Genomic DNA, 24,130 nt, shown 5'->3' with positions numbered 1-24,130 from the left:
GGCAGGCGGGCCTTGGCTGATGCCGGGCGGCGCCGTCCTTTCCAGGCTGGAATCCGTGTCCTTGTGCCGCATCTCGCGCCAGCTCGGGTTCTGCGTTTTTTCGATCAGGAGTCGGCGTGATTATTTCCAGGCAGTTGCCCAGGTTTTGCCTTGCGGGTTTGTTTCTCGGGTTGAGCCTGGGGGCTCAGGGACGCGAGGTACAGGGCGGCGAGGCGAGTGCCGATATTCGCCGTACCGGTTTTGGTGTCCCGCATATTCGCGCCGCCGACGAACGTGGACTGGGTTATGGCATCGGCTATGCCTACGCCCAGGACAACCTGTGCCTGCTGGCCAACGAAGTGCTGACGGTCAATGGCGAGCGCTCGAAGTACTTCGGCCCGCAGCAACAGACCGTCGAGCAACGGGAAAACCTCACCAGCGACCTGTTCTTCAACTGGCTGAACACGCCCCAGGCGGTGTTCGGCTTCTGGCAGGCGCAGACGCCGCAGGTGCGGCAACTGATCGAAGGGTATGTCGCCGGCTATAACCGCTCCCTGGCCGAGCGCCGGGCCCAGGGCCTGCCTGAGCAGTGCCAGGGTGACTGGGTACGGCCGTTGACCGCCCTGGACCTGGTCAAGCTGACCCGTCGGCTGTTGGTGGAAGGCGGCGTCGGCCAGTTCGCCGAAGCCCTGGTGGGCGCGACACCGCCATCGGCCACGGCGCAGCTGAAGCAATCGGCCCAGGTCTTCGCCCAGGCGGATGCCCGCGGCCAGCGTTTCGCCCTGGACCGCGGCAGCAACGCGGTGGCCGTGGGGCGCGAGCGCTCGTTCAATGGCCGCGGCATGCTGCTGGCCAACCCGCATTTCCCGTGGGTGGGCGGCATGCGTTTCTACCAGATGCACCTGACCATTCCCGGCAAGCTGGATGTCATGGGCGCCGCCTTGCCCGGCCTGCCAATGATCAATATCGGTTTCAGCCAGCACCTGGCCTGGACCCACACGGTGGACACCTCCAAGCACTTCACCCTGTACCGCCTGCAACTGGACCCCAAGGATCCGACCCGCTACCTGCTCGACGGCCAGTCCCTGCCGCTGGACAAACAGACGCTCAGCGTCAAGGTGAAGGGTGAGGACGGCCAGCTCACCACTGTCAGCCATAGCGTCTACAGCTCGCAATTCGGCCCGCTGGTGCAGTGGCCCGGCAAGCTGGACTGGGACAACCGCTTCGCCTACAGCCTGCGCGACGCCAACCTGGAAAACGACCGGGTGTTGCAACAGTGGTACGCAATGAACCAGGCCCGCAGCCTCAAGGAGCTGCAAGCGTCGGTGCATCAGCTGCAGGGTATTCCCTGGGTCAATACCCTGGCGGTGGATGACCAGGGCCAGGCCCTGTACATGAACCAGTCGGTGGTGCCCAACGTCAGCGCGGAAAAACTCGCGCGTTGCAGCGACCCGCGGATCGGCACCCAGCTGATTATTCTCGACGGTTCCCGCGCGGCCTGCGCCTGGGACATCGACCCGGCTGCCGCGCAAAAGGGCATCTACCCGGCCAGCCAGCTGCCGCAACTGCTGCGCAGTGATTACGTGCAGAACTCCAACGACTCGGCATGGATGGTCAACCCGGCCGCGCCGCTGCAAGGTTTCTCGCCGCTGATCAGCCAGCAGGACCTGCCGCTGGGGCAGCGCGCGCGTTTTGCCCTGAATCGCCTGATCGGCACGGGCCAGGCCGCGCCGCTGAGCGCCGCCGACCTCAAGCACATGGTGATGGACGACCAGGTGTACCAGGCCGGGCAGGTGATGCCGGACCTGTTGCAGTTCTGTGCCGCCGACCTGGGCAGCGATGCCCGGGCCCTGGCGCCGTTGTGCGCCAGCCTCGAGGCCTGGGACCGCAGCGCCAACCTGCAAAGCGGATTGGGCCTGGTGCATTTCCAGAACGTCATGGAGCAGTTGGAAGCGGTCGACGACCGTTGGCGCGTGGCCTTCGATGCCCGGGACCCGCAGCACACGCCGCGTGGCCTGGCGATCGACCGGCCGCAGGTGGCCAAGGCGCTGCGCGAGGCGATGCTGGCTTCGGTGCAACAGGTGGCCGAGTCGGGCCTGAAGGCCGACAGCCGTTGGGGCGATATCCAGGTGGTCAGCAGCGGCGGCCAACAGACGCCGATTCATGGCGGCCCGGCCAGCCTGGGCGTGTACAACGCGATCCAGAGCGTCCCCGCGGCCGATGGCAAGCGTGAGGTGGTCAGCGGCACCAGCTACCTGCAAGTGGTGACCTTCGATGACCAGGGCCCGCATGCCCAGGGCCTGCTGGCGTTCTCGCTGTCCAGCGACCCGGCGTCGCCGCACTCGCGGGACCAGACCGAGGCGTTCTCGAAGAAGCAGTGGCATGTGTTGCCGTTCACCGAACAGCAGATCCAGGCGGACCCGCAGTACCGCTTGCAGGTGATTCACGAAGTGGACGATCGGTTGCGCAAGCTCGCGACCCAGTAAGCGCGTTCAACCGGGCATCAAGCGCAGGCCGCACCCGCGAGGGTAGCGGCCTTCAGCTTTTTGGCGTGGTGCCTGGCAGCGAATTGATGACCGGATTGCCGTCCTGGTTGCGGGTCAGGTACACCGGCAACACCTTGGGCAGCGTGGTCACCAGGCTCTTGACCGCGCTGACGTCGTAGATGCCGCCGACCCGAATGTTGCCTGTGGCGCTGTCGGCCAGCATCACCGGCCTGCTGAGGTAGCGGTTGATCAGCGGCAGGGCCTCGCCGAGGGCCAGGTTGTCCAGCACCAGCTTGCCCTGGCGCCAGGCCAGCGAGCTGTCGTTGGCATCGGTCTGGCTGATCTGCAGCTGGTGATCGCCCTGGCGATAACGCGCCTGCATGCCCGGATCGAGACGGAAGCCGCCATCGGGGTGGCTGTTGTCGCTGTTCACCAGCACCGAACCCTCGAGCAGGGTGACCCGTACCTGATCCTCGTACATCCAGACGTTGAACTGGGTGCCGGTGACCCGGACCTCACCGCTGGCGGCCTTGACCACGAACGGGTGGCTGCTGTCATGGCTGACCTTGAAGAAGGCTTCGCCTTTTTTCAGGGTGACCCGGCGCTGATCCTTGTAGTTGCTGTAGGTCAGCTCGGTGCCCAGGTTGAGTTCGACCTGGCTGCCATCGGCCAGGGTCACCTGGCGCATGCTGCCGTCGGCCTGGAAGTGTTCGTAGGAGGAGGGCAGCCAGCCCAGGCTCCAGCCGCTGTAGGCGGCCAGGGGCAGGGCCAGGGCGCTGATCGCCGCAGCCATGCCATAGGCGCGCCAGGGTTTGCGTGGCGCCAGGGGCAGGACGGTGGTGGCTGGCGGACGTGGCAGATGGTCGGCGACTTCCCAGATTTCCTGCATCGCTTCGTATTCGAAGGCATGCAGCGGGTGGGCGTCGCGCCATTGCTCGAAGGCCTGGCGTTCGGCGGCCGTACAGTCCGCGGCATGCAGACGCATGCACCACTGCGCGGCGGCATCGGTGATGGCGTCGTATTCGGCTTCTGTAAGGTGCTGTTCGCTCATTGGCTCTTCCTGGTTTCGCGCATTCTACCCTTCGCAGCCAGGCTTGTAGAACCGCCGTCATGGCTGATGCCTATCAAAAGTGGCACTTATTTTTGCCTCGAAGCCCCTGCAACACAGGGCTTTGGCCAGCAGTATCCACAGTTGGAGTGAAAAAATGATCAAAAACACACGGTCGGCTGTCATCGCTACTGCCACCTTTGTTTGCCATCCTCGGCTGACAGCCTGTTCGCGGCTACTCTGTCAGTTCCTGGCATCGCCTGTGCGAGGTCATGGCCGTGGTTGACAGGGCGCGCGCAAAGCGTTGTTTAATCGTCGGGCGCACTCACCCACGTGCATCCTCATACGCTGTAGCCCATTCCAATAATTAATCCGGAGCTCCAGATGTCTGTATCACCCCCGGCTGTTGAAACACCGCAGGAACACCTGTCGCTCGAGGCACTGGTGACGCTGCTGGAAACGATCTTCCTGCGCCATGGCACCAGCGCCGAAGTGGCGCGTTGCCTGGCGCAGAACTGTGCCGCTGCCGAGCGCGACGGCGCCCACAGTCATGGCGTGTTCCGTATTCCCGGTTACGTGTCGACCCTCAACAGCGGCTGGGTCAACGGCAAGGCCGTGCCGGTGGTCGAAGACGTGGCCCCGGCCTTTGTCCGGGTCGATGCGGGTAACGGTTTCGCCCAACCGGCGCTGGCGGCGGCGCGGGCGCTGCTGGTGGAGAAAGCGCGCCACGCCGGGATCGCCATTCTGGCCATCCGCAACTCCCATCATTTCGCCGCGCTGTGGCCGGACGTCGAGCCATTCGCCGAGGAAGGGCTGGTCGCCCTGAGCGTGGTCAACAGCATGACCTGCGTGGTGCCCCACGGCGCCGATCGGCCGTTGTTCGGCACCAACCCGATCGCTTTTGCCGCGCCCCAGGCCGCTGGCGATCCGATCGTCTTCGACCTGGCCACCAGCGCCATCGCCCATGGCGACGTACAGATCGCCGCGCGCAAGGGCGAACGCCTGCCGCCGGGCATGGGCGTGGACGGCCTCGGCCAGCCCACCGACGACCCGAAAGCCATCCTCGAAGGCGGCGCGCTGCTGCCGTTCGGGGGGCACAAGGGTTCGGCGCTGTCGATGATGGTCGAGTTGCTGGCGGCGGCGCTGACCGGTGGCCATTTCTCGTTCGAGTTCGACTGGTCCAACCATCCCGGCGCGAAGACGCCCTGGACTGGCCAGTTGTTGATTGTCATCGATCCGAGCAAGGGCGCCGGGCAGAATTTCGCCGAGCGCAGCCAGGAGCTGATCCGGCAGATGCACGGCGTAGGGCTCAAGCGCCTGCCGGGGGATCGCCGCCATCGCCAGCGGGAAAAGTCCCTGCGCGAGGGGATTGCCCTGGACGCTGCGGAGTTCAAGCAACTGCGGGAGTTGGCCGGGCTTTAAAACGCGGTTTCAAAACGCAAGGACCAGGCGAGCATGACGCTGGCCTGGTCCTTTTTTCACGGGCGGCAAGGCTTGTTACGAACGACGTCCCAGCAACAGGCCCACCACCAGGCCGACGCCGGCGGAGATGGCCACGGTCTGCCACGGGTGGCCGCCGATGTACTGCTCGGTGGCTTCCACCACCGGCTTGCTGCGCTCGCGCACGCTGGACACCGAGTCCAGCGCCTGCTTGAGTTTCAACCCGACCTGCTGGCGCAGGTTTTCGCCTTCCTCACCGACCAGCGATGCGCTGCTTTTCAGAAGCTTTTCCGATTCCTCGATCAACGCCTGGAGCTCGCTGAATTCCTGGTCCTTGATTTGTTCGTCAGCCGCTTGCGCAGCAGTTTTACGAGCCATTGAGTTACTCCTTGCGGGTCAGTGATGCGATGAACAATGGAGTCGCGGGGCTGGCGAAAAGTTGCAGATATTTTCTCCACCCGCGCCATGCCGGCGGGAAAACCCCAGCCGTCACAGTGTAAGATGTCGGCTATTTTACGCAGCAGGAAATTCCCATGAGCTTCAATCTGGCCAACAAGACTCTCGCCGAGCGTGCAGAGATCGAAGATGAAAAGTCCCGTCTGTTCGAGCTGTGGCAGAGCAACCTGGGCAAGGCCAAGGGCGAAGCCGCACGGTTGTTCGGCGAGCGCGGCAAGCGCAAGGGCAAATGGGCCGAATGGGTGCGTGCCGAGCTCGACGGCATGTCGCCGCCGGAGTACGCCAACATGGTGCGCAGTGAAGTCAATCGCCTGATGGCGGCGAACAAGTAAGCTCGAAGCTGGCGACGATCGCCTCGCGCACTTTCAGCACCACCGGATCGATCTGCGCGCTGGTGCGCCAGCCCAGTTCGATCGGGTAACGCGGCAGGTCCAGCGGGCAGGGCAGCAGCGCCAGCCCGGTCAGTTCGGCGATGCTCCGCGCGGCATGGGCCGGAATGGTCGCCACCGCCTGGCTGCCCTTGAGCAGATGGGGCAGCGCGGCAAAATGCGTGGTCGAGGCGCAGACCTGGCGACTCAGCCCCAGGGCCGCCAGACCCTCGTCGGTAATCCCGATAAACCCTTGCGACGACACCAGCACATGCTCGCGGGCGACGAACTCGTCGAGGTCGATGGCCTGCTGTCCGGGCCTCAGGCTCGCCGGGTCCGCCAGGCACAGATAACCACCTTCCCCCAATACCTGGCGGCTGAGCATGCGTTCGGCGAAACCGCCGGCGCTGATGGCCAGGTCGATGCTGCGCTGCAACAGCGCTTCGCCGACGATCTGGCTGTGGCTCTGGCGAAAGATCAGGCGCAGCTTCGGCGCCCGCCGGACGACTTCCTCGATCAGGCGCCGGCCGTAGGCAATCTCGAAATCGTCCGACAGCCCGATCGCCACCGAGCGGCCCTGATAATGGCTGGCATGGGGATCGACCATGGCCAGGCTCTGCCGGCATTTGTTCAAGGCCTCGCTGACCACCGGCTTGAGCTGGTTGGCCCGCAGGGTCGGCGCCAGGCCGCGCCCGGTGCGCACGAACAACTGATCGCCGTACAGCCCGCGCAGGCGCCGCAGCGCCGCGCTCATGGCCGATTGGGTGACGCCCAGGCGCAGGGCGGCGCGACTGGCGCTGGATTCGTCGTGCAGGGCTTCGAAGGCCTTGAGCAGGTTGAGATCGACCTGGGCGATATTCATCTGGTTCATATCATTCAGTATCAGGATGGGCTTTCTGCATGATCGGCGAGCGCCGGACAATGGGCAACACTTCACCGCCACAGGAGTTTTCCCGATGTCCAAGTCCGTTGTCGCCGCGTTGCAGATCGGCTCCCTGCCTGGAGGCAAGGCCGATACCCTGGAGCAGATCCTGTCCTATGAGGACGCCATCATCGAGGCCGGCGCGCAGCTGGTGGTGATGCCCGAAGCCTTGCTCGGCGGCTACCCCAAGGGTGAGGGCTTCGGTACCCAGCTCGGCTATCGCCTGCCGGAAGGCCGCGAGGCCTTTGCCCGTTATTTCGCCAACGCCGTCGAGGTACCGGGCGCGGAGACCGAGGCCCTGGCCGGCCTGGCGGCGCGCACCGGGGCCAACCTGGTGCTGGGGGTGATCGAGCGCGCCGGCAGTACCCTGTATTGCACGGCGCTATATTTCGACCCGCAGCATGGCCTGGTGGGCAAGCACCGCAAGCTGATGCCCACCGGCACCGAGCGCCTGATCTGGGGCAAGGGCGACGGTTCGACCCTGCCGGTGCTGGACACCCAGGTCGGCCGGATCGGCGCGGTGATCTGCTGGGAAAACATGATGCCGTTGCTGCGCACCGCGATGTACGCCAAGGGCGTGGACGTCTGGTGCGCGCCGACCGTGGACGAGCGCGAGATGTGGCAGGTCAGCATGCGCCACATCGCCCATGAAGGCCGTTGCTTTGTGGTCAGCGCCTGCCAGGTGCAGGCGTCACCTCAGGAACTGGGGCTGGAGATCGCCAACTGGCCGGCCGAGCGCCCGCTGATTGCCGGCGGCAGCCTGATTGTCGGGCCCATGGGCGAGGTGCTGGCCGGGCCGCTGGTGGGCCGTGCCGGCCTGCTGACGGCGCAGATCGACACCGCCGAGCTGGTGCGGGCGCGCTACGACTACGACGTGGTCGGCCACTATGCGCGCCCGGATGTGTTCGAGCTGACGGTGGACGAACGGGCCAAGGCCGGCGTGCGTTTCATCTGAGGCGACGCCATTGCTCGCGGGTGATTTCCCAGATATCACGGGGCAATCGCCCGCAGACAAAGTCGTCTTCGTCACTGCGGATCAAGCGCATGCCGCTGCGCTCGGAAATCCGCCGCGAGGCCAGGTTCGGCGCGGCCTTGGGCACCCTCATCAGCTCGCGCCCCAGCACTTCGAACCAGTACTCGGTGACCGCCGCGCTGGCCTCGCTCATGTAGCCCTGGCCTTGCCATGCCGGAGCCAGCCAGAAGCCGCGGTTGTTGTCGGTCTGGTCCATCAGGCTGACATTGCCGATCAGTTGCTCCGGCGCGCTGTTCAGGCGGATCGACCAGTGCCATTCCTCACCGCGCTCGATGGCCGGCAGCGCCAGGTCGCGCAGATACGTCAGGGCGCCATCGGCGGGATAGGGCCAGGGCACCCGCGCATTGAGATAACGCACCACTTCCCAGTGCGGGAACTGCTGCTGGATGGCCTCGGCATCGGCCAGCTCCAGCGGGCGCAGGATCAGGCGTGCGGTGTAGAGGGTGGGGATCGGCTTCATGTTCGCAGCACATTCCTTGTGTGGATCGGGTGTGGTTTTTCAGCGTCCGCCCAACACCAGGCGTTCGCTGAGAAAGTCGACGAACACTCGCAGTTTCGGCAGCAGATGTCGACTGCCGGGCCAGAGCACCGAGAACTTGCCGCTGTCGATCTGATAGTCGTCCAGCACCGACACCAGCGAGCCGTCGGCCAGCGCCGGGCGCACCACGAAATCCGGCACGAAGGCGAGGCCCAGGCCCTGGGTGGCGGCGAAGATCAGTGACTCCAGGTTGTTGCTGGTCAGGGCGCTGCGCAGCACCAGCGGCGGCGCGTCGTTGGGCAGGCGCAGTTTCCACTCCTGTAGCTGCGGGGTGCCGGGAAACTTGTAGCGCAGGCAGGCATGCCGCTCCAGGTCCCGGGGGCACTCGGGCACACCATGGCGGGCGAAGTAGTGCGGGGCGCTGACCAGCACGAAGCGGAACGGCCCCAGTGTGCGGGACTTGAGCTGGGAGTCCGCCAGCTCGCCACTGCGGATCACCGCGTCGACACCTTCGGCGATCACGTCGATCAGCCGGTCATTGAAATCCAGGTCCAGCTCGATGTCCGGGTAGCGTTCGGCGAACTCCGGCAGGATCGGCAGCAGCATGCGATAGCCGATCGCGGGCAGGCTGACCCGCAGCTTGCCGCGGGGCTTGTCGCTGATGCGCGCGAGCTCGGCCTCGGCGTCCTCCACCTCGCCGACGATGCGCTGGCAACGTTCGAAGAACAGCGTGCCTTCGTCGGTCAGGCTGATGCGCCGGGTACTGCGATTGAGCAGGCGCACGCCGAGCCGTTCTTCCAGGCGGGCCAGGCTTTTGCCCACCGCCGAGGCGGAGAGGCCCAGGCGTTCCGCCGCGCCGACAAAACTGCCGGCCTGCACTGTGCGCACAAAGGCCAGCATGCCACTGAGGTTGTCCATGGGGATCTCGATTGGAGCGTTTATGTCCGTAAAGAACGGACTTGAGCCCTGTTTGTGGGTGATTGCGGCGAATCTACCATTGATCGCACTTTAACGTTCCCCCCTGAGGTGCCGATGAATTCGCCAACCGATGTGCCTGCCGCGTTCGCTGACGCTGTCGCGGGCGGTTCTTCCTACGCGGTGCTGGCCGCGGTGTGCCTGGCGGCGCTGATCCTGCCGCTGACCTTCGTCGGCGTGGCGGTGGCGACCCCGGCCATTGGCCGCGAGTTGGGCGGTGGCCCCCTGGCCCTGAGCTGGATCACCAATGCCTTCATGCTGAGTTTCGGCAGCGTACTGATGGCCGCTGGCACCCTGGCCGACGAGTACGGGCGCAAGCGCGTGTTCAGCCTCGGTGTCGGCCTGTTCGCCCTGACGTCGCTGGCCCTGGCCTTCGCGCCTTCGGTGCTCTGGCTCGACCTGTTGCGGGCCGTGCAGGGGCTGGCCGGCGCGGCGGCGCTGGCGGGCGGTTCGGCGGCCCTGGCCCAGGAGTTCGAGGGCCCGGCGCGGACCCGCGCCTTCAGCCTGCTGGGCACCACCTTCGGTGTCGGCCTGGCATTCGGGCCGATCCTCGCCGGGGTGCTGATCGAGGCCTACGGCTGGCGCTCGATCTTCGTCTCCGGGGCCTTGATCGGCGGCCTGTCGCTGCTGTTCGGCGTGCCGCGCATGCAGGAGTCCCGCGACCCGGACGCGGCGGGTGTCGACTGGCCCGGCACCTTGAGTTTCACCGCGGCGCTGGTGGCGCTGACCTGGGGCATCTTGCAGGCGCCGCAAAGCGGTTGGGGCAGCCCGGTGGTCTGGGGCCTGCTGCTGGTGGCTCTGCTGGCGTTGTTGCTGTTCATCGTGGTGGAGCTGCGGGTCAAGCGGCCGATGCTCGACCTGTCGCTGTTTCGTTACCCGCGCTTTATCGGCGTGCAGCTGCTGCCGATCGCCACCTGCTATTGCTTCGTGGTGTTGCTGATTCTGCTGCCGATCCGCTTTATCGGCGTGGAAGGCTACAGCGAGATCGATGCCGGCTTGATGATGATCGCCTTGTCCGCACCTATGGTGGTGGTGCCGTTGCTGGCGGCGTGGCTGACCCGCTGGTTCAGCGCCGGGACTCTATCCAGCGTCGGCCTGGTGATTGCCGCGCTCGGGCTCTATCTGCTCAGCCGGATCGCCCCGGGGCAGGCGCCGGCGGCCAATGTCTTGCCCATGCTGCTGATCGGCCTCGGTGCCGGTTTGCCCTGGGGCTTGATGGACGGGCTGTCGGTCAGTGTGGTGCCCAAGGAACGGGCGGGGATGGCCACCGGCATCTTCAGCACCACCCGGGTAGCGGGCGAGGGCATTGCCCTGGCCCTGGTGGTGGCCCTGCTGGCCGGCTTGCTGCAACTGTCCATGGCCGCGACGCTGCCGGAGCATCCGCAGTTGCCGCTGGCCGCCCAGCAACTGGCCAGCGGCAACCTGCAGGCCAGCGCAGCGTTGTTGCCCGAGCTGGGCCGGGAGCTGTTGCTCGGGCTGTACGCCAAGGCCTTCACCTGGCTGTTGTATGCGTTGATCGCCATCACCCTGGTTGCGGCGCTGGTGGTGCGGCTGATGCTGCACGAGCCGCGCCGGGCTTGAGGGCGGTCAGCGGAACTCGAAGAACTCGTAGTGCAGGTTGCGCTCGGGAATTGCGTATTCGCGCATCAACGCCTTGACCCGCGCCAGCAAGCCCTTGGGCCCGCAGAAACTGATCTGGATCTGTTGCGGATCGGTTTCGCTGGCCAGCCGTTTCAGGGTTTCGCCCAGGCGGTCGGCGCCGTCGGTGTGGCCGATGAAGTCCACCCCGCGTTCCTCGGCCAGGCCCTGCAAGGTTTCGATGCTGGGGAAGGCCCGTGACGGGTTGCAGCAGTAGACCAGGGTCGCCCGGTCGAAGCGCCCGGCGGCGGCATCCTGCAGCCAGGAGATAAAGGGCGAGATGCCGACGCCACCGCCGATCCAGATCTCCCGGCCGGCATCGAGCCGGCGCTTGAAGCGGCCATAGGGCGCGTAGAGGTCGGCGAGCATGCCGACCTTGACCTGCTGGCGCAGCTTCTGGGTGTAGTCGCCCAGGGCGCGGATCACGAACTCGATGCGCCCGTCGCTGGCGTGGGCGCTGGCGATGGTGAAGGGGTGCGGTTCACGCAGGCCTTTTTCGCGCATGGCGAGAAAGGCGAACTGCCCGGCCTTGAAGGCGAAGCCGCGGTGCAGCGGGGTCAGCTCCAGGTGCAGGGAGTTTTTCTCCAGGGTCACCGCGCTGACCCGGTATTCGCCGGCCTTGGCCAGCAACGGATAGAGCAGCAGCTTGTACAGGGCGCCAAGCAGGCCCAGGCCGCAGAGTGCGGTGAGCCAGATGCCCGAGGGGTTGTCCAGGGCGATCGGCGACTTGAAGCTCAGCCAGTGCAGGATGACGATCGCGAACAGCGGCCCGGACAGCTTGTGCCACCAGCGCCACTGGCCGTAGGGAATGTTGCGGTTCAGCGCCAGCAGCACAATCAGGCCGAGGGCGACGTAGCTCAGCTGCCGCACCATGCGCGTCCAGTACTTGGACAGCTCGATGATCGGCACGCTTTGCCAGAGATCCAGGTTGGCCTTGAACACCAGGTGATAGCTGGCGAAGACCAGCGCCCAGATGCCCAGCCACTTGTGGCTTTCATAGACCCGGTCGAGGCCGCCGAACAGTCGCTCGACCCAGCGCCAGCGGCTGGCCAGCAGGCAGGACAGGGCCATATAGGCCAGCGCCGTGGCGCCGAGGACCAGGCTCAGGGTGGCGGAGGTCAGCCAGGTGTCGCTGGGGATTTCCAGCAGCACGGTGAGGGTGGTGATCAGCAGGACGCCGATCACCGAGTACCAGGTTTTCAAGGGGGACACCTCCAGAAAGATGGCGCCAGTGTCGGCGCACAGGATGGGCTGCGGGCGGGTGAGGGCGCAGCCGGGGTGAGGGGGGTAGTTTACTGGCAGAGCGGCAGCCCTGGGCTGATCTGCATCAGCGCTCGCTCAGTGCGGGTCGGGCAAGGGGTTCTCCACCAGCCAGTCCTGGGCGAAATCCAGGTAGGCGCGGACGATGTTCGAGGGCGGGCGCTGGCTCGGGTAAAGCAGGTGCAGCTGTTGTTCGGGCATCGGCAGGCGGGGCAGCAGGGCGTGCAGGCGACCGTCGCGCAGCGCTTCGGCGGCGAGAAAAGCCGGCAGCTCGGTGACCACCTTGGCGGTCAGCGCCAGCTGGCGCAGGTGCAGGTAATCGTTGGCGGCGAACAGCGGGTTGGGGCTGTAGGACTGGTCGCCCAGTTGCCACTGTTCCCGGGCATCGGCATGGCGCGACCAGACGGCGCAGGGAAAACCGCGAAGGTCGGCAGGGGTTTGCGGGGTGCCGAGGCGCTCCAGTAGCAGCGGGCTGGCGACCAGCATATGCCGGTAGCTGCCGAGCAGGCGCGCCGGGCGATCCTCGTCGAACAGCGGCCCGGCGCGCAGGGCGACGTCGACCCCATCCTGCGCCAGGTCGCTTTCCCGCTCACTGGTGTAGACCGCGACCTGGACCTCGGGATGGCGCCGCTGGAACTCGGCCAGCAGTTTCCACCAGCTCTCGAACGCCGCCGGCACCGACACGCTCAGGCGGCCCTGCAAGTGAATTCGATCATTTCTGACAGCCTGTTCGCCCTCGGCCAGGGCCTCGATACCGCGGCTGGCGTGTTCGTAGAGCTGGCTGCCGGCGGCGGTCAGCCGGGTGCCGCGGGCGGAGCGTTCCAGCAGTTGCACGTTGAGGCTGCGTTCCAGTTCACGGATGCCCCGGCGGATGGTGGCCAGCGGTAGTTGCAGCAGGTTGGCGGCGGACGAAATGCTGCCGCATTGGACCACGCTGACAAACATCCTGGCGGCGTTGAGATCCATGAGCGCTCCCTGTCGAATGTAGGGGAAAGCCTATCAGCTGCGGCTCTGCCCGATCAAAAATGCGCGGTCCGCGGGCGATTTTTATCGCCGGTTTTTCGCCCGCGCGGGGGGCTGTACGAAGGGCGGGTGAGGGCCGTGTGAGGGCCGTATGAGGGATAACCACGACAACTGTGTTCTCGACCCGGCTGAGTGCGTCTAGCAGCGGTAGCTTCGCGGCGGTGCGAGGCACGAAGTGCGAGTCTGAACATGCAAGCGTTGTTGAACGAGATCCTCGACGAGGTCCGTCCCCTGATTGGCCAGGGCAAAGTGGCCAGCTACATTCCGGCGCTGGCCGACGTGCCGGCCAACCAGCTGGGGATTGCCGTGTATGGCAACGATGGCCAGGTGTTCAGCGCCGGCGACGCCGATACGCCGTTCTCGGTGCAGAGCATTTCCAAGGTGTTCAGCCTGGTGCAGGCCATCGGCCATTCCGGCGAGGCGATCTGGCAGCGCCTGGGGCATGAGCCTTCCGGACAGCCTTTCAACTCGCTGGTGCAGCTGGAGTTCGAGCGTGGCCGTCCGCGCAACCCGTTCATCAACGCCGGGGCGCTGGTGATCTGCGATATCAACCAGTCGCGTTTCGCCGCGCCGGCGCTGTCCATGCGCGATTTTGTGCGGCGTCTGTCCGGCAACATGCAGGTGCTGGTGGACGGCCGCGTCGCCGATTCGGAATACCAGCACCGCGCGCGCAATGCGGCGATGGCCTACCTGATGCAGTCCTTCGGCAACTTCCACAACGATGTCGAGTCGGTGCTGCGCAGCTACTTCAGCCACTGCGCGCTGCGCATGAGCTGCGTCGACCTGGCGCGGGCCTTCTGCTTCCTGGCCAACGACGGCTTCTGCAAGCACAGCGGCGAGCAGATCCTCACGGCGCGCCAGACCCAGCAGGTGAACTCGATCATGGCCACCAGCGGCCTGTACGACGAAGCCGGCAATTTCGCCTACCGCGTCGGCCTGCCGGGCAAGAGCGGCGTGGGTGGCGGCATCGTCGCGGTGGTGCCGGGGCAGTTCACGGTGTGCGTGTGGTCACCGGAATTGAACGCGGCGGGCAATTCCCTGGTGGGCATGGCGGCGCTGGAATTGCTGAGCCAGCGCATCGGCTGGTCGGTGTTCTAAGGGTGGCGAGAGCATTGCGGCCGGTTGCGGGTGCTGCGCACCCGATCGCAGGCTGCGCCAGCGGCTACAGGAATGCGGTGCTTGTGTAGCCGCTGCCGAGCTTGCGAGGCTGCGCTCGGTTTGGGCGGCATTCCGACGTAGCAACCGCAAAGCCTGAGTCCGTGGTCTGTCTGGATAAACGCGTTGGCAGGCTTGGCGACGGCTGCGCCGCCGGCTACAGGGAAGCGTGCGATTACCAGGTGAAGTTGGCGGTCTTCGGCAGGCTCAGCTGGCCTTTCTCGACGAAACGCATAGTGCCGAACGGGCCGCCGGCGAGCTTGCCGCGCAGCACGTAGGGCAGGTCGTCGAGGCTTTGCGTCTGGCTCAGGCCCAGGGTCTGGCGCAGCACGGCGAAGGCCGAGACGCTGACCGGCACCACCAGCACACCCTCGGAGAAACGCCCGATGCTGCCGCTCTGGTCGCTGACCCCGGAGGCCAGCGGCCGGCCGTTGACCTCCAGGTCCAGGGCCACGCCGTTGTAGTTGATCGCGGTTTCGTTGGGGTTCTGCAGGCGCAGCTTGACGGCGAAGCGCACTTCCAGGTCCTGGCTGGGCAGGGGTTCGATACCGACCACATTGATATTCAGCGGATCGTGCTGGGGAAACAGGGCGCAGGCGCTCAGGCTGAGCAACAGCAAGGAAAGGGTGAGGCCGAGGAATCTGCGCATTGGAAGCTCTCTGCAAAGAAAGAAGGCAGTGTTGAATCTATCGCGCCCGGGTCTGCACCACAAACCGAAGGTTGCTTGAGGGGCGCCATCTTCTGTAGGAGCCAGGCTTGCCGGCGATGAGGCCGGCAGGGCTGGTAGTGAGCTTGAGGCCTGCCGTCTGGTGGTGTCGCCACCGACGCCATCGCGAGCAAGCTTCGCTCCTACAGAAACACATTGCGCTTACGCGTTGGCTTTGGCGCTTACATCCGGGTCCTGCATGACCTTGAGGGTCGCCGCTTCCGGGTCGAACTCGTCTTCTTCCAGCTCGATGAACTCTTCCGGCAGGAAGATGTTCAGCAGGATCGCGCACATCGCGCCCACGGTGATCGGCGATTCGAAGATGTTGTGCAGCGCCTTGGGCAGTTCGCGCAGGACTTCCGGCACCGCCGCCACGCCCAGGCCCATGCCCAGGGAAATCGCCACGATCAGCACGTTGCGTCGATGCAGCCCGGCTTCGGCGAGGATCTTGATCCCGGCCACGGCCACGGTGCCGAACATGATCAGGGTCGCGCCGCCCAGCACCGGCTTGGGCATCAGTTGCAGCACCGCGCCGATCACCGGGAACAGCCCCAGCAGCACCAGCAGGCCGGCGATGAAGTACGCCACGTAGCGACTGGCCACGCCGGTCAGCTGGATCACCCCGTTGTTCTGGGCGAAGGTGACCATCGGCAGGCTGTTGAACACCGCCGCCACCATCGAGTTGAAACCGTCGGCCAGCAGCCCGGACTTGATGCGCTTGATGTACAGCGGGCCCTTGACCGGTTGTTGGGAAATCATCGAGTTGGCGGTCAGGTCGCCGGCCGCTTCCAGGGGCGAGATCAGGAAAATCACCGCCAGCGGAATGAAAGCGATCAGGTCGAAGGAGAAACCGTACTTGAACGGCACCGGCACGCTGACCATCGGCACTTCCGGCATCGTCGCCAGGTCGACCCGGCCCAGCAGCCAGGCGACCACGAAGCCCAGGGTCAGGCCGATGACGATCGAGCCCAGGCGCAGCATCGGATGACTGAAGCGGTTGAGTACCACGATGGTCAGCAGTACCAGGGCGGCCAGGCCGAGGTTGCTGGCGGCGCCCAGGTCCGGCGCGCCGAAGCCGCCGGCCATGTCGGTGACCGCCACCTTGATCAGCGACAGGCCCATCAGGGTGATGATGGTGCCGGTGACCACCGGGGTGATCAGCTTGCGCAGCTTGCCGATGAACTGGCTGAGGAACATCTCGATAAAGGCCGCGCAGAAGCAGATGCCGAAGATGGTCGAGAGGATTTCTTCGTTGCTGCCGCCACGGCCCTTGACCATCAGGCCGGCGCTGAGCAGCACGCTGATAAAGGAAAAGCTGGTGCCCTGCACGCACAGCAGCCCGGAGCCGATCGGCCCCAGGCGCCGGGCCTGGACGAAGGTGCCCAGGCCCGAGACGAACAGCGCCATGCTGATCAGGTAGGGCGTTTCGTTCTGCAGGCCCAGCACGCCGCCGAAGATCAGGGTCGGCGAGATGATGCCGACAAAGCTCGCCAGCACATGTTGCAGCGCGGCGAAGATCGCCGCGCTGAAATGCGGGCGGTCCTCCAGGCCATAGATCAGGTCGGACTTGTAGCGCGGCGTGGAGCGATCAGGTGCGGTCATGGGAAAAGCCTGCCAATGACGTGTCGATAGGGCATGAAACACGTGGAGAAAAGGGGCGCGACGCGGGCTGTCGGAGGACGTAAGGCAAAATCTGCGGACCCGGTCAGAAAAATGGAGGCGCAGGATGCCAGAAAGGCGTCGGGGCCAGAAGGGTTGATTTAACGCCGCGCCACAACGCACTACAGGCCGCGCGTTCCTCCTGATCCACCGCGGACTCAGGTTTTGCGGCAACTGCGTTGCCGATCGCAGCCTCGCGGGCTCGGCAGCGGCTACAAAGGCACCGCGTCCGTAGCCGCTGCCGAGCGTCAGCGAGGCTGCGATCGAGCTGAGCGGCATTCCGACAAAGCGCTCGCCAAACCAGGCACCGCGTTTCTCCAGCGAGGTCAGAGTTCGCTACTGACAGATCCTGACAGGGGGCTCTGTTAAGCTGCGCCGATCCTTCCCTGCCGAGCCTGATGACGTGTCGCGCACCACTCGTTTGTTGACCCTGTTGCAAGTGCTGCGCGGCAAGCGCTGCCCGGTGACCGCCGCGGCGCTGGCGGCCGAGCTGGAGGTGTCCGAGCGCACCCTGTACCGCGACATCGCCGAGCTGACGGCCCTGGGCGCGCCGATCCATGGCGAAGCGGGGATCGGTTATGTGCTGCGCAGCGGCCTGTTCCTGCCACCACTGATGCTCAACGCCGACGAGACCGAAGCCATCGTCCTCGGCCTGCGTTATGTCGACCAGCGTGGCGACGAGGTGCTGGGCAAGGCCGCCGCCGATGCCCTGGCGAAGATCGCCGCGGTGCTGGCCCCGGCGGCCCAGGAAGCCTTGCACAACCCGACGGTGCTGCCCGGCCCGCCGGCTTATTGCTACCCGGAAAACGTGGTGCCGCTGAACGTGTTTCGCCAGGCGATCCGCGAGCAGGCCAAGCTGCACATCGATTACGCCGATGTGAACAAGACCCCCAGCCAGCGCCTGATCTGGCCGCTGGCCCTGGGCTTTATGAACGAGGCGCGGGTGATAGTCGCCTGGTGTGAGCTGCGCGATGATTTCCGCACCTTTCGCACCGACCGGATCGCCGCCGCGAGCGAGCAGGGCCAGCGATATCCGGGGCGCCGCAGCGACCTGTTGCGCACCTGGCGCCAGCGCATGCAACTGGACGATGCCGGGCGTTTCACTCCTGACAAGAACTGACGCGACGGCGTTTTAGCATGGCTCCCGCAACGATAAACAAGGAGCCGCAGTACCATGTCCAGCACAGCCACTTCTCTCGCACCGGCGATCGCCGCCTACCTCGCAGCCACCAATGGTCGTGACAGTTCGGCGGTCGCCAGTTTCTTCGCCGAAGACGCCCAGGTGTTCGATGAGGGCCAGCATCAGGCCGGCACCCGCGCCATCGCCCAATGGATGGAGGACACCGCCCGCCGTTACCAGCCACGGCTCGAGGTGCTCAAGGTCCAGCAGCGCACCGGCAAGGTGCTGGTGGACAACCTGATTTCCGGCAGCTTCCCCGGCAGCCCGCTGGAGTTGCGCTACGTGTTCCGCCTCGACGAGCAGGGCAAGATCGCCCGGCTGGATATCTCGCTGTAGCCGTCGCGCCCGCGCTCGCTGTAGCCGCTGGCGAAGCCTGCGATCGGCAACGCAGTTGCCGTGCGCGTTCTGCCTGACACACCGCGTGCCCGGGTTTTGCGGCAACTGCGTTGCCGATCGCAGCCTCGCGCTGCTCGGCAGCGGCTACATAGGCGTCGTGTTCCTTGTAGCCGCTGCGGAGCGACAGCGAGGCTGCGATCGACCTCGGCGGCATCCCGACGCAGCGGTCGCCGGGTGAGGCATGGCATACTGCGCGGCCCATTTGCGGATGCGTGGACCCCATGCCTTTCGATTCTCCCCTCAGCGCCTATCAGTACGCCCTCCAGGAGCGCGGTTTTGTCGCCGACGAGGCCCAGGAGCGGGCGATGCTGGCCCTGCAGCAGTGCCATGTCGCCCTGCATGAAGGGCGCAAGTCGATCACCGGGGTCTATCTGTGGGGCCCCGTGGGCCGGGGCAAGACCTGGCTGATGGACCAGTTCTATCAAAGCCTCGAGGTGCCGGCGCGACGTCAGCACTTCCACCATTTCATGGGCTGGGTCCACCAGCGCTCATTCCAGCTGACCGGCACCGCCGACCCGCTGCAAGCCCTGGCCCGCGAGCTGAGCGAAGAGGTGCGGGTGCTGTGTTTCGACGAACTGTTCGTCAACGACATCGGCGACGCGATCATTCTCGGGCGCCTGTTCCAGGTGATGTTCGAACAGGGCGTGGTGATGGTCTGCACCTCCAACCAGCCGCCGCAACAGCTGTATGCCGACGGTTTCAACCGCGAGCGTTTTTTGCCGGCGATTGCCGCGATCGAGGCGCATATGCAGGTGGTGGCGGTGGACGGCGCCCAGGACCATCGCCTGCACCCGGGGGCGCTGACCCAGCGTTATTGGCTGACCCCGGCCGGCCAACCGAGTGCCCTGGGCCCGGTGTTCGAACAGCTGGCGGCGGGGCAGGCGGCGTCCAGTGCGGTACTGCCGGTGGGCTACCGCGAGGTCCAGGTGATCAAGGCCAGCGAGCGGGTGCTCTGGTGTCGTTTCGCCGACCTGTGCGAGCAGCCGTTCGCCGCCATGGACTTCATGGCCCTGTGCGACCGTTTCAGCGCGATCCTGCTCAGCGAAGTGCCCGAACTCAGCGCGCAACAGCGCCCGGGACGGATTGCCCGGGGCACCGAGGACGGCGCCGAGCGAGTGGTGGCCGGCGATCGCGAGCTGCCGCAGTTGTCGGTGCACGATGACAGCGTGCGGCGGTTCATTGCCCTGGTGGACGAGTGCTACGACCGCAAGGTGCCGCTGTACCTCGAAGCGCGGGTGCCGATGGAGGCCTTGTACACCGAGGGCTACCTGGAGTTTCCATTCCGCCGTACCCTCAGTCGTCTGAAGGAGATGCAGCTGCAGCGTTTCGGCTGAACACGCCTGATCATCACACGGGAGACCTGACCGTGAACCAGCCCCTGTCCCATCATCTGCTGACCATGGCTTACCAGAACGCCTGGGCCAATCACCGCCTGGGCAAGGCCTGGGAAATACTCACCCCGAGCGAGCTGGCGGCGCCGCGGGTGAGCTTCTTTCCCAGCCTGAAAGCCACCCTCAACCACATCCTCACCTGCGACTGGTTCTACGTCGACGCGCTGGAGCGGGAGCTGCGCGGCGAGGCGCCACGGGCCGACTGCTATGTGTTTTTCGAGATTGAGGAGCCTTTCGACCAGGCCGCCGACCTGCGGCGCGAACAGGCGCTGGTGGACCGCCGGCTGATCGCCTATTGCGAGCAGCAACGGGATGTGGACCTTGCGCGGATCGTCACCATCGCCCGGGAAAAGCCGCAGCGCGATACCCGGCTGCGCATGCTTTCGCACCTGTTCGAGCACCAGTTGCATCACCGTGGCCAGGTGCATGCCATGCTCAGCGGCACCCGGGTGGCGCCGCCGCAGCTGGACGAGTTTTTCTGTGCGGGCGAGGCGGCCCTGCGCGCCGAGGATTTTGCCGAGCTGGGCTGGAGCGAAGCGCAGATCTGGGGCGCGGAGGCGGTCGAGGACAAAGAACGGTAGCGCTTGACGCGCTAGCCGCTCGTTTGGTCATGTGCCGGTGTTTACAATCGCTCTCCCGGGGACCCGCCCGGATCAATCACTGTTGAGGACAGACATGGACGTTGCAGACGTATTGGTACTCCAGGCCAGCTACACCAATCCGGTACACGCCGAGGCAATCGCCCTGGTGCTCAATCACTATGCCCAGGACCCGATGGGCGGCGGCCAGCCGCTGGACGCCGATCTGTTGCGGCAGTTGCCCGGCGAACTGGCCAAGCGCCCCCATGCTTTCAGCGTGCTGGCCTTTGTCGGAGGCGAACCGGCCGGGCTGGTGAATTGCTTCGAGGGCTTTTCCACCTTTGCCGGCCGGCCGCTGGTCAATGTGCACGACGTGTCGGTGATCGATAAATTCCGCGGCCTGGGCCTGAGCCAGAAGATGCTGCAGAAGGTCGAGGAGATCGCCCGCCAGCGCGGCTGCTGCAAGATCACCCTGGAAGTGCTGGAGGGCAACGCGGTGGCCCAGGCGTCCTACCGCAAGTTCGGCTTCGACGATGCGATGCTCGACCCGAGCCATGGCCGGATGCTGTTCTGGAACAAGACCCTGTAAGCCCCTGGAGCCCGCCGGCCGATGAATTCACGCCCCCAGGATGCCACCGTGACCCGCCGTGACAGCGCCTGGGCGGTGTTCCTGGTGTTCCTGCGGCTGGGGCTGGGTTCCTTCGGCGGGCCAGTGGCGCACCTGGGGTATTTTCGTACCGAGTTCGTCCAGCGCCGCGCCTGGCTGAGCGAGGCGGCCTATGCCGAACTGATCGCCCTGTGCCAGTTCCTCCCAGGGCCGGCCAGCAGCCAGGTGGGCTTTGCCCTCGGTTGGTCGCGGGCGGGGCTGGCCGGTGCACTGAGCGCCTGGCTGGGTTTCACCTTGCCCTCGGCGCTGATCCTGATTGCCCTGGCCATGGGCCTGACCGGCAGCGGCACGGGGCTGCCCGGTGGGCTGGTGCATGGCTTGAAGATAGTCGCGGTGGCGGTGGTGGCCCAGGCGTTATGGGGCATGGCCCGTGCCTTGTGCCGCGGGCCGCTGCGGATGCTGATCATGCTGGCCTCGGCGGCCAGTGTGCTGCTCTGGCCGAGCACCCTCGGCCAGGTCTGCGTCATGTTGCTGGCGGGCATGGTCGGCGCGGGTCTGCTCCAGCCGACCTTCAACGACCGCGAAGACGGCCTGGCAATCGCAGTCGGCAAGCGCACGGGCTACCTGGCCCTGGCGTTGTTTGCCCTGTTGCTGGCCGGCTTGCCGTTGCTGGCCGGGTTCTGGCCCAGCCTGCCGCTGGTGCTGGCCGACGGTTTCTATCGCGCTGGCGCGCTGGTGTTCGGTGGCGGTCATGTGGTGCTGCCGTTGCTGCAAAGTGAGGTGGTCACGCCGGGCCTGCTGAGCAACGATCTGTTCCTCGCCGGTTATGCCGCCGCCCAGGCGGTGCCGGGGCCCTTGTTTTCTTTCTCGGCCTTTCTCGGCGCGGCCATCGACGGCTGGAGCGGCGCGCTGCTGTGCCTGGTCATGATTTTCCTGCCGGCCATGCTGCTGATCGTCGGTGTCCTGCCGTTCTGGCAGAACCTGCGCCACCTGGGCCGGGTCCAGGCCGCGCTGGCCGGAGTCAACGCGGCGGTGGTCGGCCTGCTGGCGGCGGCGCTGTACGACCCGCTGTGGACCAGCACCATCCTCAAGCCGCTGGACCTGGGGCTGGCGCTGCTGGCCCTGGCCGCGCTGATGCGCTGGAAGTTGCCGCCCTGGCTGGTGGTGCTCGCCGGTGGCGCCGTCGGCCTGCTGCTGGGGGCCTGACGCCACACTCCTGCAATTAGCAGCATTACGCCCGCGGCGGATGATTGAGCCGGGCAAACACCAGGCGGAACAAGGTAAAGCTGCCCGGTACGCTGCTGACCTCGGTCCGCCCCTGATGCAGGTTCATGATCGAGCGCACGATCGCCAAGCCCAGTCCCGTACCGCCTTCGGCGCGCGAGCGGCTGCTGTCGACCCGGTAGAAACGCTCGAACAGGTGCTCCAGGTGCTGCTCCGGGATGCCGGCGCCGGGGTTGCCCACCGACAGCGACACGCTCGAATCGTGCTCCTCCACCAGGATCGAAATGTTCGACGCCCGGGGGCTGTGGCGGATGGCGTTGGACAGCAGGTTGGAGATCGCCCGCTGGATCATCAGGCGGTCGCCGTACACCAGGCCATCGCCGGACAGGCTGATGCCCAGGTGCTTTTCCTCGGCGCTCAGGGCGAACAGCTCCGTGACTCGTCGTGCTTCTTCCCCCAGGGAGATTTCTTCGAACGCCACCTGGGACGCCGGATGGCTGACCTGGGCGAGGAACAGCATGTCGCTGACGATCCGGGTCAGGCGCTCCAGCTCTTCGGTGCTCGACTCCAGCACCGCCTTGTACTCGTGGGGCGGGCGCTCCCGGGACAGGGTGACCTGGGCCTTGCCCATCAGGTTGGTGATGGGCGAGCGCAGCTCGTGGGCCAGGTCGTCGGAGAATTGTGAGAGCTGCTGCACGCCGCCGTCGAGCCGGTGCAGCATGAAATTGATGCTGTGGGCCAGCTCGGCCAGCTCCCGCGGCAGGTTGTCCGGCGACAGGCGATGGGTCAGGTCCTGGGTGGTGACCTTGGCGGCGACCCGGCTGAACTGCTGCAACGGCGCCAGGCCACGCTGCACCACCCACCAGGCGCCGATGCCGATCAGCATCAGCAGCAGGGGCAGGGCGATCACCGTGGAACGCAGGTAGGCACTGAGCAGCGCCTGGTCGTTGGCCCGGTCCAGGGACAGCACCACCCGCACCTGTTCGCCATTGCGCAGGGTTATCAGGCTGGAGGCGCTGAGCAACCGATTGCCGGCGCTGTCGAGCCAGTCGAGGAACGCCGGGCTTTCCGGCTGGGTCAGGGCTTCGGGCAGCGGACCCAGGTTGCGATTGCCGATGTTCAGCAGCGCTTCGGCCTGGGGCTCGGCGCCGAAAATGCTCAGGTGCAGGTTGTCGTGGCCCATTACCAGGTCCAGCAGCGAATGCGGGCGGGCGGCGATATCGCCGGTCTTCAGGTCGCTGGTCAGGGTGTGGCGGATCTGTTCGAGCTTGCTGTCCAGGCTTTCCCGCGCCAGGCTGCCCAGTTCATGGCTGAGGGCCAGGTAGGCCAGGGTCGCGAGCAGTAAAACCAGGCCGGCGCCCATCAGGCTGACGGTCAGCCCCAGGCGCATGGACAGGCTGCTGGCGGTGCGTTGCGCGGCTTTCATTGGCGCACTTCCAGGACATAGCCGACACCACGGATGGTGTGGATCAGCTTGATATCGCTGGCGTCGTCGATCTTCGCCCGCAGGCGGCTGATGGAGACCTCCACCACGTTGGTGTCGCAGTCGAAGTTCATGTCCCAGACCAGGGAAATGATCTGGGTCCGGGTCAGCACCTCGCCCGACTGGCGCATCAGCACCTGCAGCAGGGTGAATTCCTTGGTGGTCAGGTCGATGCGCCGCGAACCGCGATAGGCCCGGTGCCGGCGCGGGTCGAGCTCGAGGTCGGCGACCCGCAGGGTGTCGGTCGCCGGCAGGTTCTCGCTGCGCCGCAGCAGGGTGCGCACCCGCGCCAGCAGTTCGGGGAACTCGAATGGCTTGACCAGGTAATCGTCGGCCCCCAGGTCCAGTCCCTTGACCTTGTCGGCCAGGCGCCCGCGCGCCGAGAGCATCATCACCCGGGTGCTGCTGTCCTTGCGCATGTCTTCCAGCACCTGCCAGCCGTCCTTTTCCGGCAGATTGACGTCCAGAATCACCAGTTCGTAGTTTTGCTGTTCGATCAGGTAAAGCCCGTCGACGCCGGTGGCGGCGCGGTCGACCACATAACCGCTTTCGGTCAGCCCCTGATGCAAGTAATCGGCAGTTTTACGCTCGTCTTCGACAACCAGAATGCGCATGGAAAAGTGACCTCTTGATCATTAAAAAGAA

The 24,130-nt window shown here is 65.9% G+C and carries 23 protein-coding genes; 12 read left to right on the top strand and 11 right to left on the bottom strand.

Features of this window, described 5'->3' with window-relative positions:
- Positions 1 to 116: 116 nt before the first annotated feature.
- Positions 117 to 2,465 carry an acylase gene (locus DK261_RS12855; RefSeq protein ID WP_110175806.1) on the top strand — a complete coding sequence of 783 codons (2,349 nt, stop codon included), beginning with the start codon at positions 117 to 119 and terminating at the stop codon, positions 2,463 to 2,465.
- 52 nt (positions 2,466 to 2,517) lie between these two features.
- Here DK261_RS12855 and DK261_RS12850 read toward each other — a convergent pair whose 3' ends face one another.
- The gene (locus DK261_RS12850) at positions 2,518 to 3,516 is read right to left on the bottom strand and encodes a FecR family protein (protein WP_110175805.1); all 999 of its coding nucleotides are present in this window, start codon (positions 3,514 to 3,516) and stop codon (positions 2,518 to 2,520) included.
- A 381-nt stretch (positions 3,517 to 3,897) separates the two neighbouring features.
- Between DK261_RS12850 and DK261_RS12845 the strand changes: the two genes are divergently transcribed.
- Positions 3,898 to 4,935, top strand: a complete 1,038-nt coding sequence (locus tag DK261_RS12845) for an Ldh family oxidoreductase (protein ID WP_009048840.1) — start codon at positions 3,898 to 3,900, stop codon at positions 4,933 to 4,935.
- A gap of 75 nt (positions 4,936 to 5,010) precedes the next feature.
- Here the strand turns inward: DK261_RS12845 and DK261_RS12840 are convergent, their stop codons facing one another.
- Positions 5,011 to 5,331 carry a YqjD family protein gene (locus DK261_RS12840; protein ID WP_009048841.1) on the bottom strand — a complete coding sequence of 107 codons (321 nt, stop codon included), beginning with the start codon at positions 5,329 to 5,331 and terminating at the stop codon, positions 5,011 to 5,013.
- Positions 5,332 to 5,486: 155 nt separating this feature from the next.
- Here DK261_RS12840 and DK261_RS12835 point away from each other — a divergent pair, with 155 nt between their 5' ends.
- Positions 5,487 to 5,741 (top strand): hypothetical protein, encoded by a 255-nt coding sequence (locus tag DK261_RS12835; RefSeq protein WP_007928582.1) that lies wholly within the window; start codon positions 5,487 to 5,489, stop codon positions 5,739 to 5,741.
- On the opposite strand, the gene DK261_RS12830 is transcribed toward DK261_RS12835, so the two are convergent.
- Positions 5,713 to 6,648, bottom strand: a complete 936-nt coding sequence (locus tag DK261_RS12830) for a LysR family transcriptional regulator (protein WP_110175804.1) — start codon at positions 6,646 to 6,648, stop codon at positions 5,713 to 5,715. The genes DK261_RS12835 and DK261_RS12830 overlap by 29 nt on opposite strands.
- Before the next feature lie 85 nt (positions 6,649 to 6,733).
- Between DK261_RS12830 and DK261_RS12825 the strand changes: the two genes are divergently transcribed.
- Entirely contained in the window at positions 6,734 to 7,654 is a 921-nt protein-coding gene (locus tag DK261_RS12825) for a carbon-nitrogen hydrolase family protein (RefSeq protein WP_028682401.1), read from the top strand.
- Here the strand turns inward: DK261_RS12825 and DK261_RS12820 are convergent.
- Together DK261_RS12820 and DK261_RS12815 are read right to left on the bottom strand one after the other, a co-directional pair.
- Entirely contained in the window at positions 7,647 to 8,192 is a 546-nt protein-coding gene (locus DK261_RS12820) for a GNAT family N-acetyltransferase (protein WP_110175803.1), read from the bottom strand. The genes DK261_RS12825 and DK261_RS12820 overlap by 8 nt on opposite strands.
- Before the next feature lie 39 nt (positions 8,193 to 8,231).
- Positions 8,232 to 9,128, bottom strand: coding sequence for a LysR family transcriptional regulator (locus DK261_RS12815; RefSeq protein ID WP_009048845.1), 897 nt, complete (start codon positions 9,126 to 9,128; stop codon positions 8,232 to 8,234).
- Between the two features lie 114 nt (positions 9,129 to 9,242).
- On the opposite strand from DK261_RS12815, the gene DK261_RS12810 reads away from it, so the two are divergent.
- Entirely contained in the window at positions 9,243 to 10,766 is a 1,524-nt protein-coding gene (locus DK261_RS12810) for an MFS transporter (protein ID WP_110175802.1), read from the top strand.
- Between the two features lie 6 nt (positions 10,767 to 10,772).
- On the opposite strand, the gene DK261_RS12805 is transcribed toward DK261_RS12810, so the two are convergent.
- Positions 10,773 to 12,026, bottom strand: coding sequence for a ferric reductase-like transmembrane domain-containing protein (locus DK261_RS12805; RefSeq protein WP_110175801.1), 1,254 nt, complete (start codon positions 12,024 to 12,026; stop codon positions 10,773 to 10,775).
- A gap of 135 nt (positions 12,027 to 12,161) precedes the next feature.
- Complete coding sequence (locus tag DK261_RS12800) at positions 12,162 to 13,049, bottom strand: LysR family transcriptional regulator (protein WP_110175800.1); 888 nt, start codon at positions 13,047 to 13,049, stop codon at positions 12,162 to 12,164.
- Between the two features lie 246 nt (positions 13,050 to 13,295).
- On the opposite strand from DK261_RS12800, the gene glsB reads away from it, so the two are divergent.
- On the top strand, positions 13,296 to 14,204 hold the full coding sequence (gene glsB / locus DK261_RS12795) for a glutaminase B (protein ID WP_009048849.1): 909 nt from the start codon (positions 13,296 to 13,298) through the stop codon (positions 14,202 to 14,204).
- A gap of 232 nt (positions 14,205 to 14,436) precedes the next feature.
- Here the strand turns inward: glsB and DK261_RS12790 are convergent, their stop codons facing one another.
- Positions 14,437 to 14,910 carry an LEA type 2 family protein gene (locus DK261_RS12790; protein WP_009048850.1) on the bottom strand — a complete coding sequence of 158 codons (474 nt, stop codon included), beginning with the start codon at positions 14,908 to 14,910 and terminating at the stop codon, positions 14,437 to 14,439.
- 219 nt (positions 14,911 to 15,129) lie between these two features.
- The gene (locus DK261_RS12785) at positions 15,130 to 16,569 is read right to left on the bottom strand and encodes a nucleobase:cation symporter-2 family protein (RefSeq protein WP_009048851.1); all 1,440 of its coding nucleotides are present in this window, start codon (positions 16,567 to 16,569) and stop codon (positions 15,130 to 15,132) included.
- Between the two features lie 460 nt (positions 16,570 to 17,029).
- Here DK261_RS12785 and DK261_RS12780 point away from each other — a divergent pair, with 460 nt between their 5' ends.
- The 6 genes from DK261_RS12780 to chrA all read left to right on the top strand — a co-directional run bounded on the left by DK261_RS12780 (position 17,030) and on the right by chrA (position 21,984).
- Positions 17,030 to 17,746 (top strand): YafY family protein, encoded by a 717-nt coding sequence (locus DK261_RS12780; protein WP_009048852.1) that lies wholly within the window; start codon positions 17,030 to 17,032, stop codon positions 17,744 to 17,746.
- A 54-nt stretch (positions 17,747 to 17,800) separates the two neighbouring features.
- On the top strand, positions 17,801 to 18,142 hold the full coding sequence (locus DK261_RS12775) for a nuclear transport factor 2 family protein (protein ID WP_009043734.1): 342 nt from the start codon (positions 17,801 to 17,803) through the stop codon (positions 18,140 to 18,142).
- A 281-nt stretch (positions 18,143 to 18,423) separates the two neighbouring features.
- The gene (zapE, locus tag DK261_RS12770) at positions 18,424 to 19,536 is read left to right on the top strand and encodes a cell division protein ZapE (protein WP_103331876.1); all 1,113 of its coding nucleotides are present in this window, start codon (positions 18,424 to 18,426) and stop codon (positions 19,534 to 19,536) included.
- 32 nt (positions 19,537 to 19,568) lie between these two features.
- Positions 19,569 to 20,174, top strand: coding sequence for a DinB family protein (locus tag DK261_RS12765; protein ID WP_009048854.1), 606 nt, complete (start codon positions 19,569 to 19,571; stop codon positions 20,172 to 20,174).
- A gap of 94 nt (positions 20,175 to 20,268) precedes the next feature.
- Positions 20,269 to 20,760: a GNAT family N-acetyltransferase gene (locus DK261_RS12760; RefSeq protein WP_009048855.1), complete on the top strand. Its 492-nt coding sequence runs from the start codon at positions 20,269 to 20,271 to the stop codon at positions 20,758 to 20,760.
- A gap of 21 nt (positions 20,761 to 20,781) precedes the next feature.
- Positions 20,782 to 21,984, top strand: coding sequence for a chromate efflux transporter (chrA, locus tag DK261_RS12755; protein ID WP_110175799.1), 1,203 nt, complete (start codon positions 20,782 to 20,784; stop codon positions 21,982 to 21,984).
- A gap of 25 nt (positions 21,985 to 22,009) precedes the next feature.
- Here chrA and DK261_RS12750 read toward each other — a convergent pair whose 3' ends face one another.
- Positions 22,010 to 23,428, bottom strand: a complete 1,419-nt coding sequence (locus tag DK261_RS12750) for a heavy metal sensor histidine kinase (RefSeq protein WP_110175798.1) — start codon at positions 23,426 to 23,428, stop codon at positions 22,010 to 22,012.
- On the bottom strand, positions 23,425 to 24,099 hold the full coding sequence (locus tag DK261_RS12745; protein ID WP_009048858.1) for a heavy metal response regulator transcription factor: 675 nt from the start codon (positions 24,097 to 24,099) through the stop codon (positions 23,425 to 23,427). Before DK261_RS12745 ends, DK261_RS12750 begins: the two co-directional genes overlap by 4 nt.
- Between the last annotated feature and the right edge of the window lie 31 nt (positions 24,100 to 24,130).

This window comes from Pseudomonas sp. RW409 (genome assembly GCF_003184125.1).
GTDB lineage: Bacteria > Pseudomonadota > Gammaproteobacteria > Pseudomonadales > Pseudomonadaceae > Aquipseudomonas > Aquipseudomonas chlororaphis_I.
The sequence above is the reverse complement of the archived record's forward strand: the minus strand, read 5'-3'. Positions and strand labels throughout refer to the sequence as shown.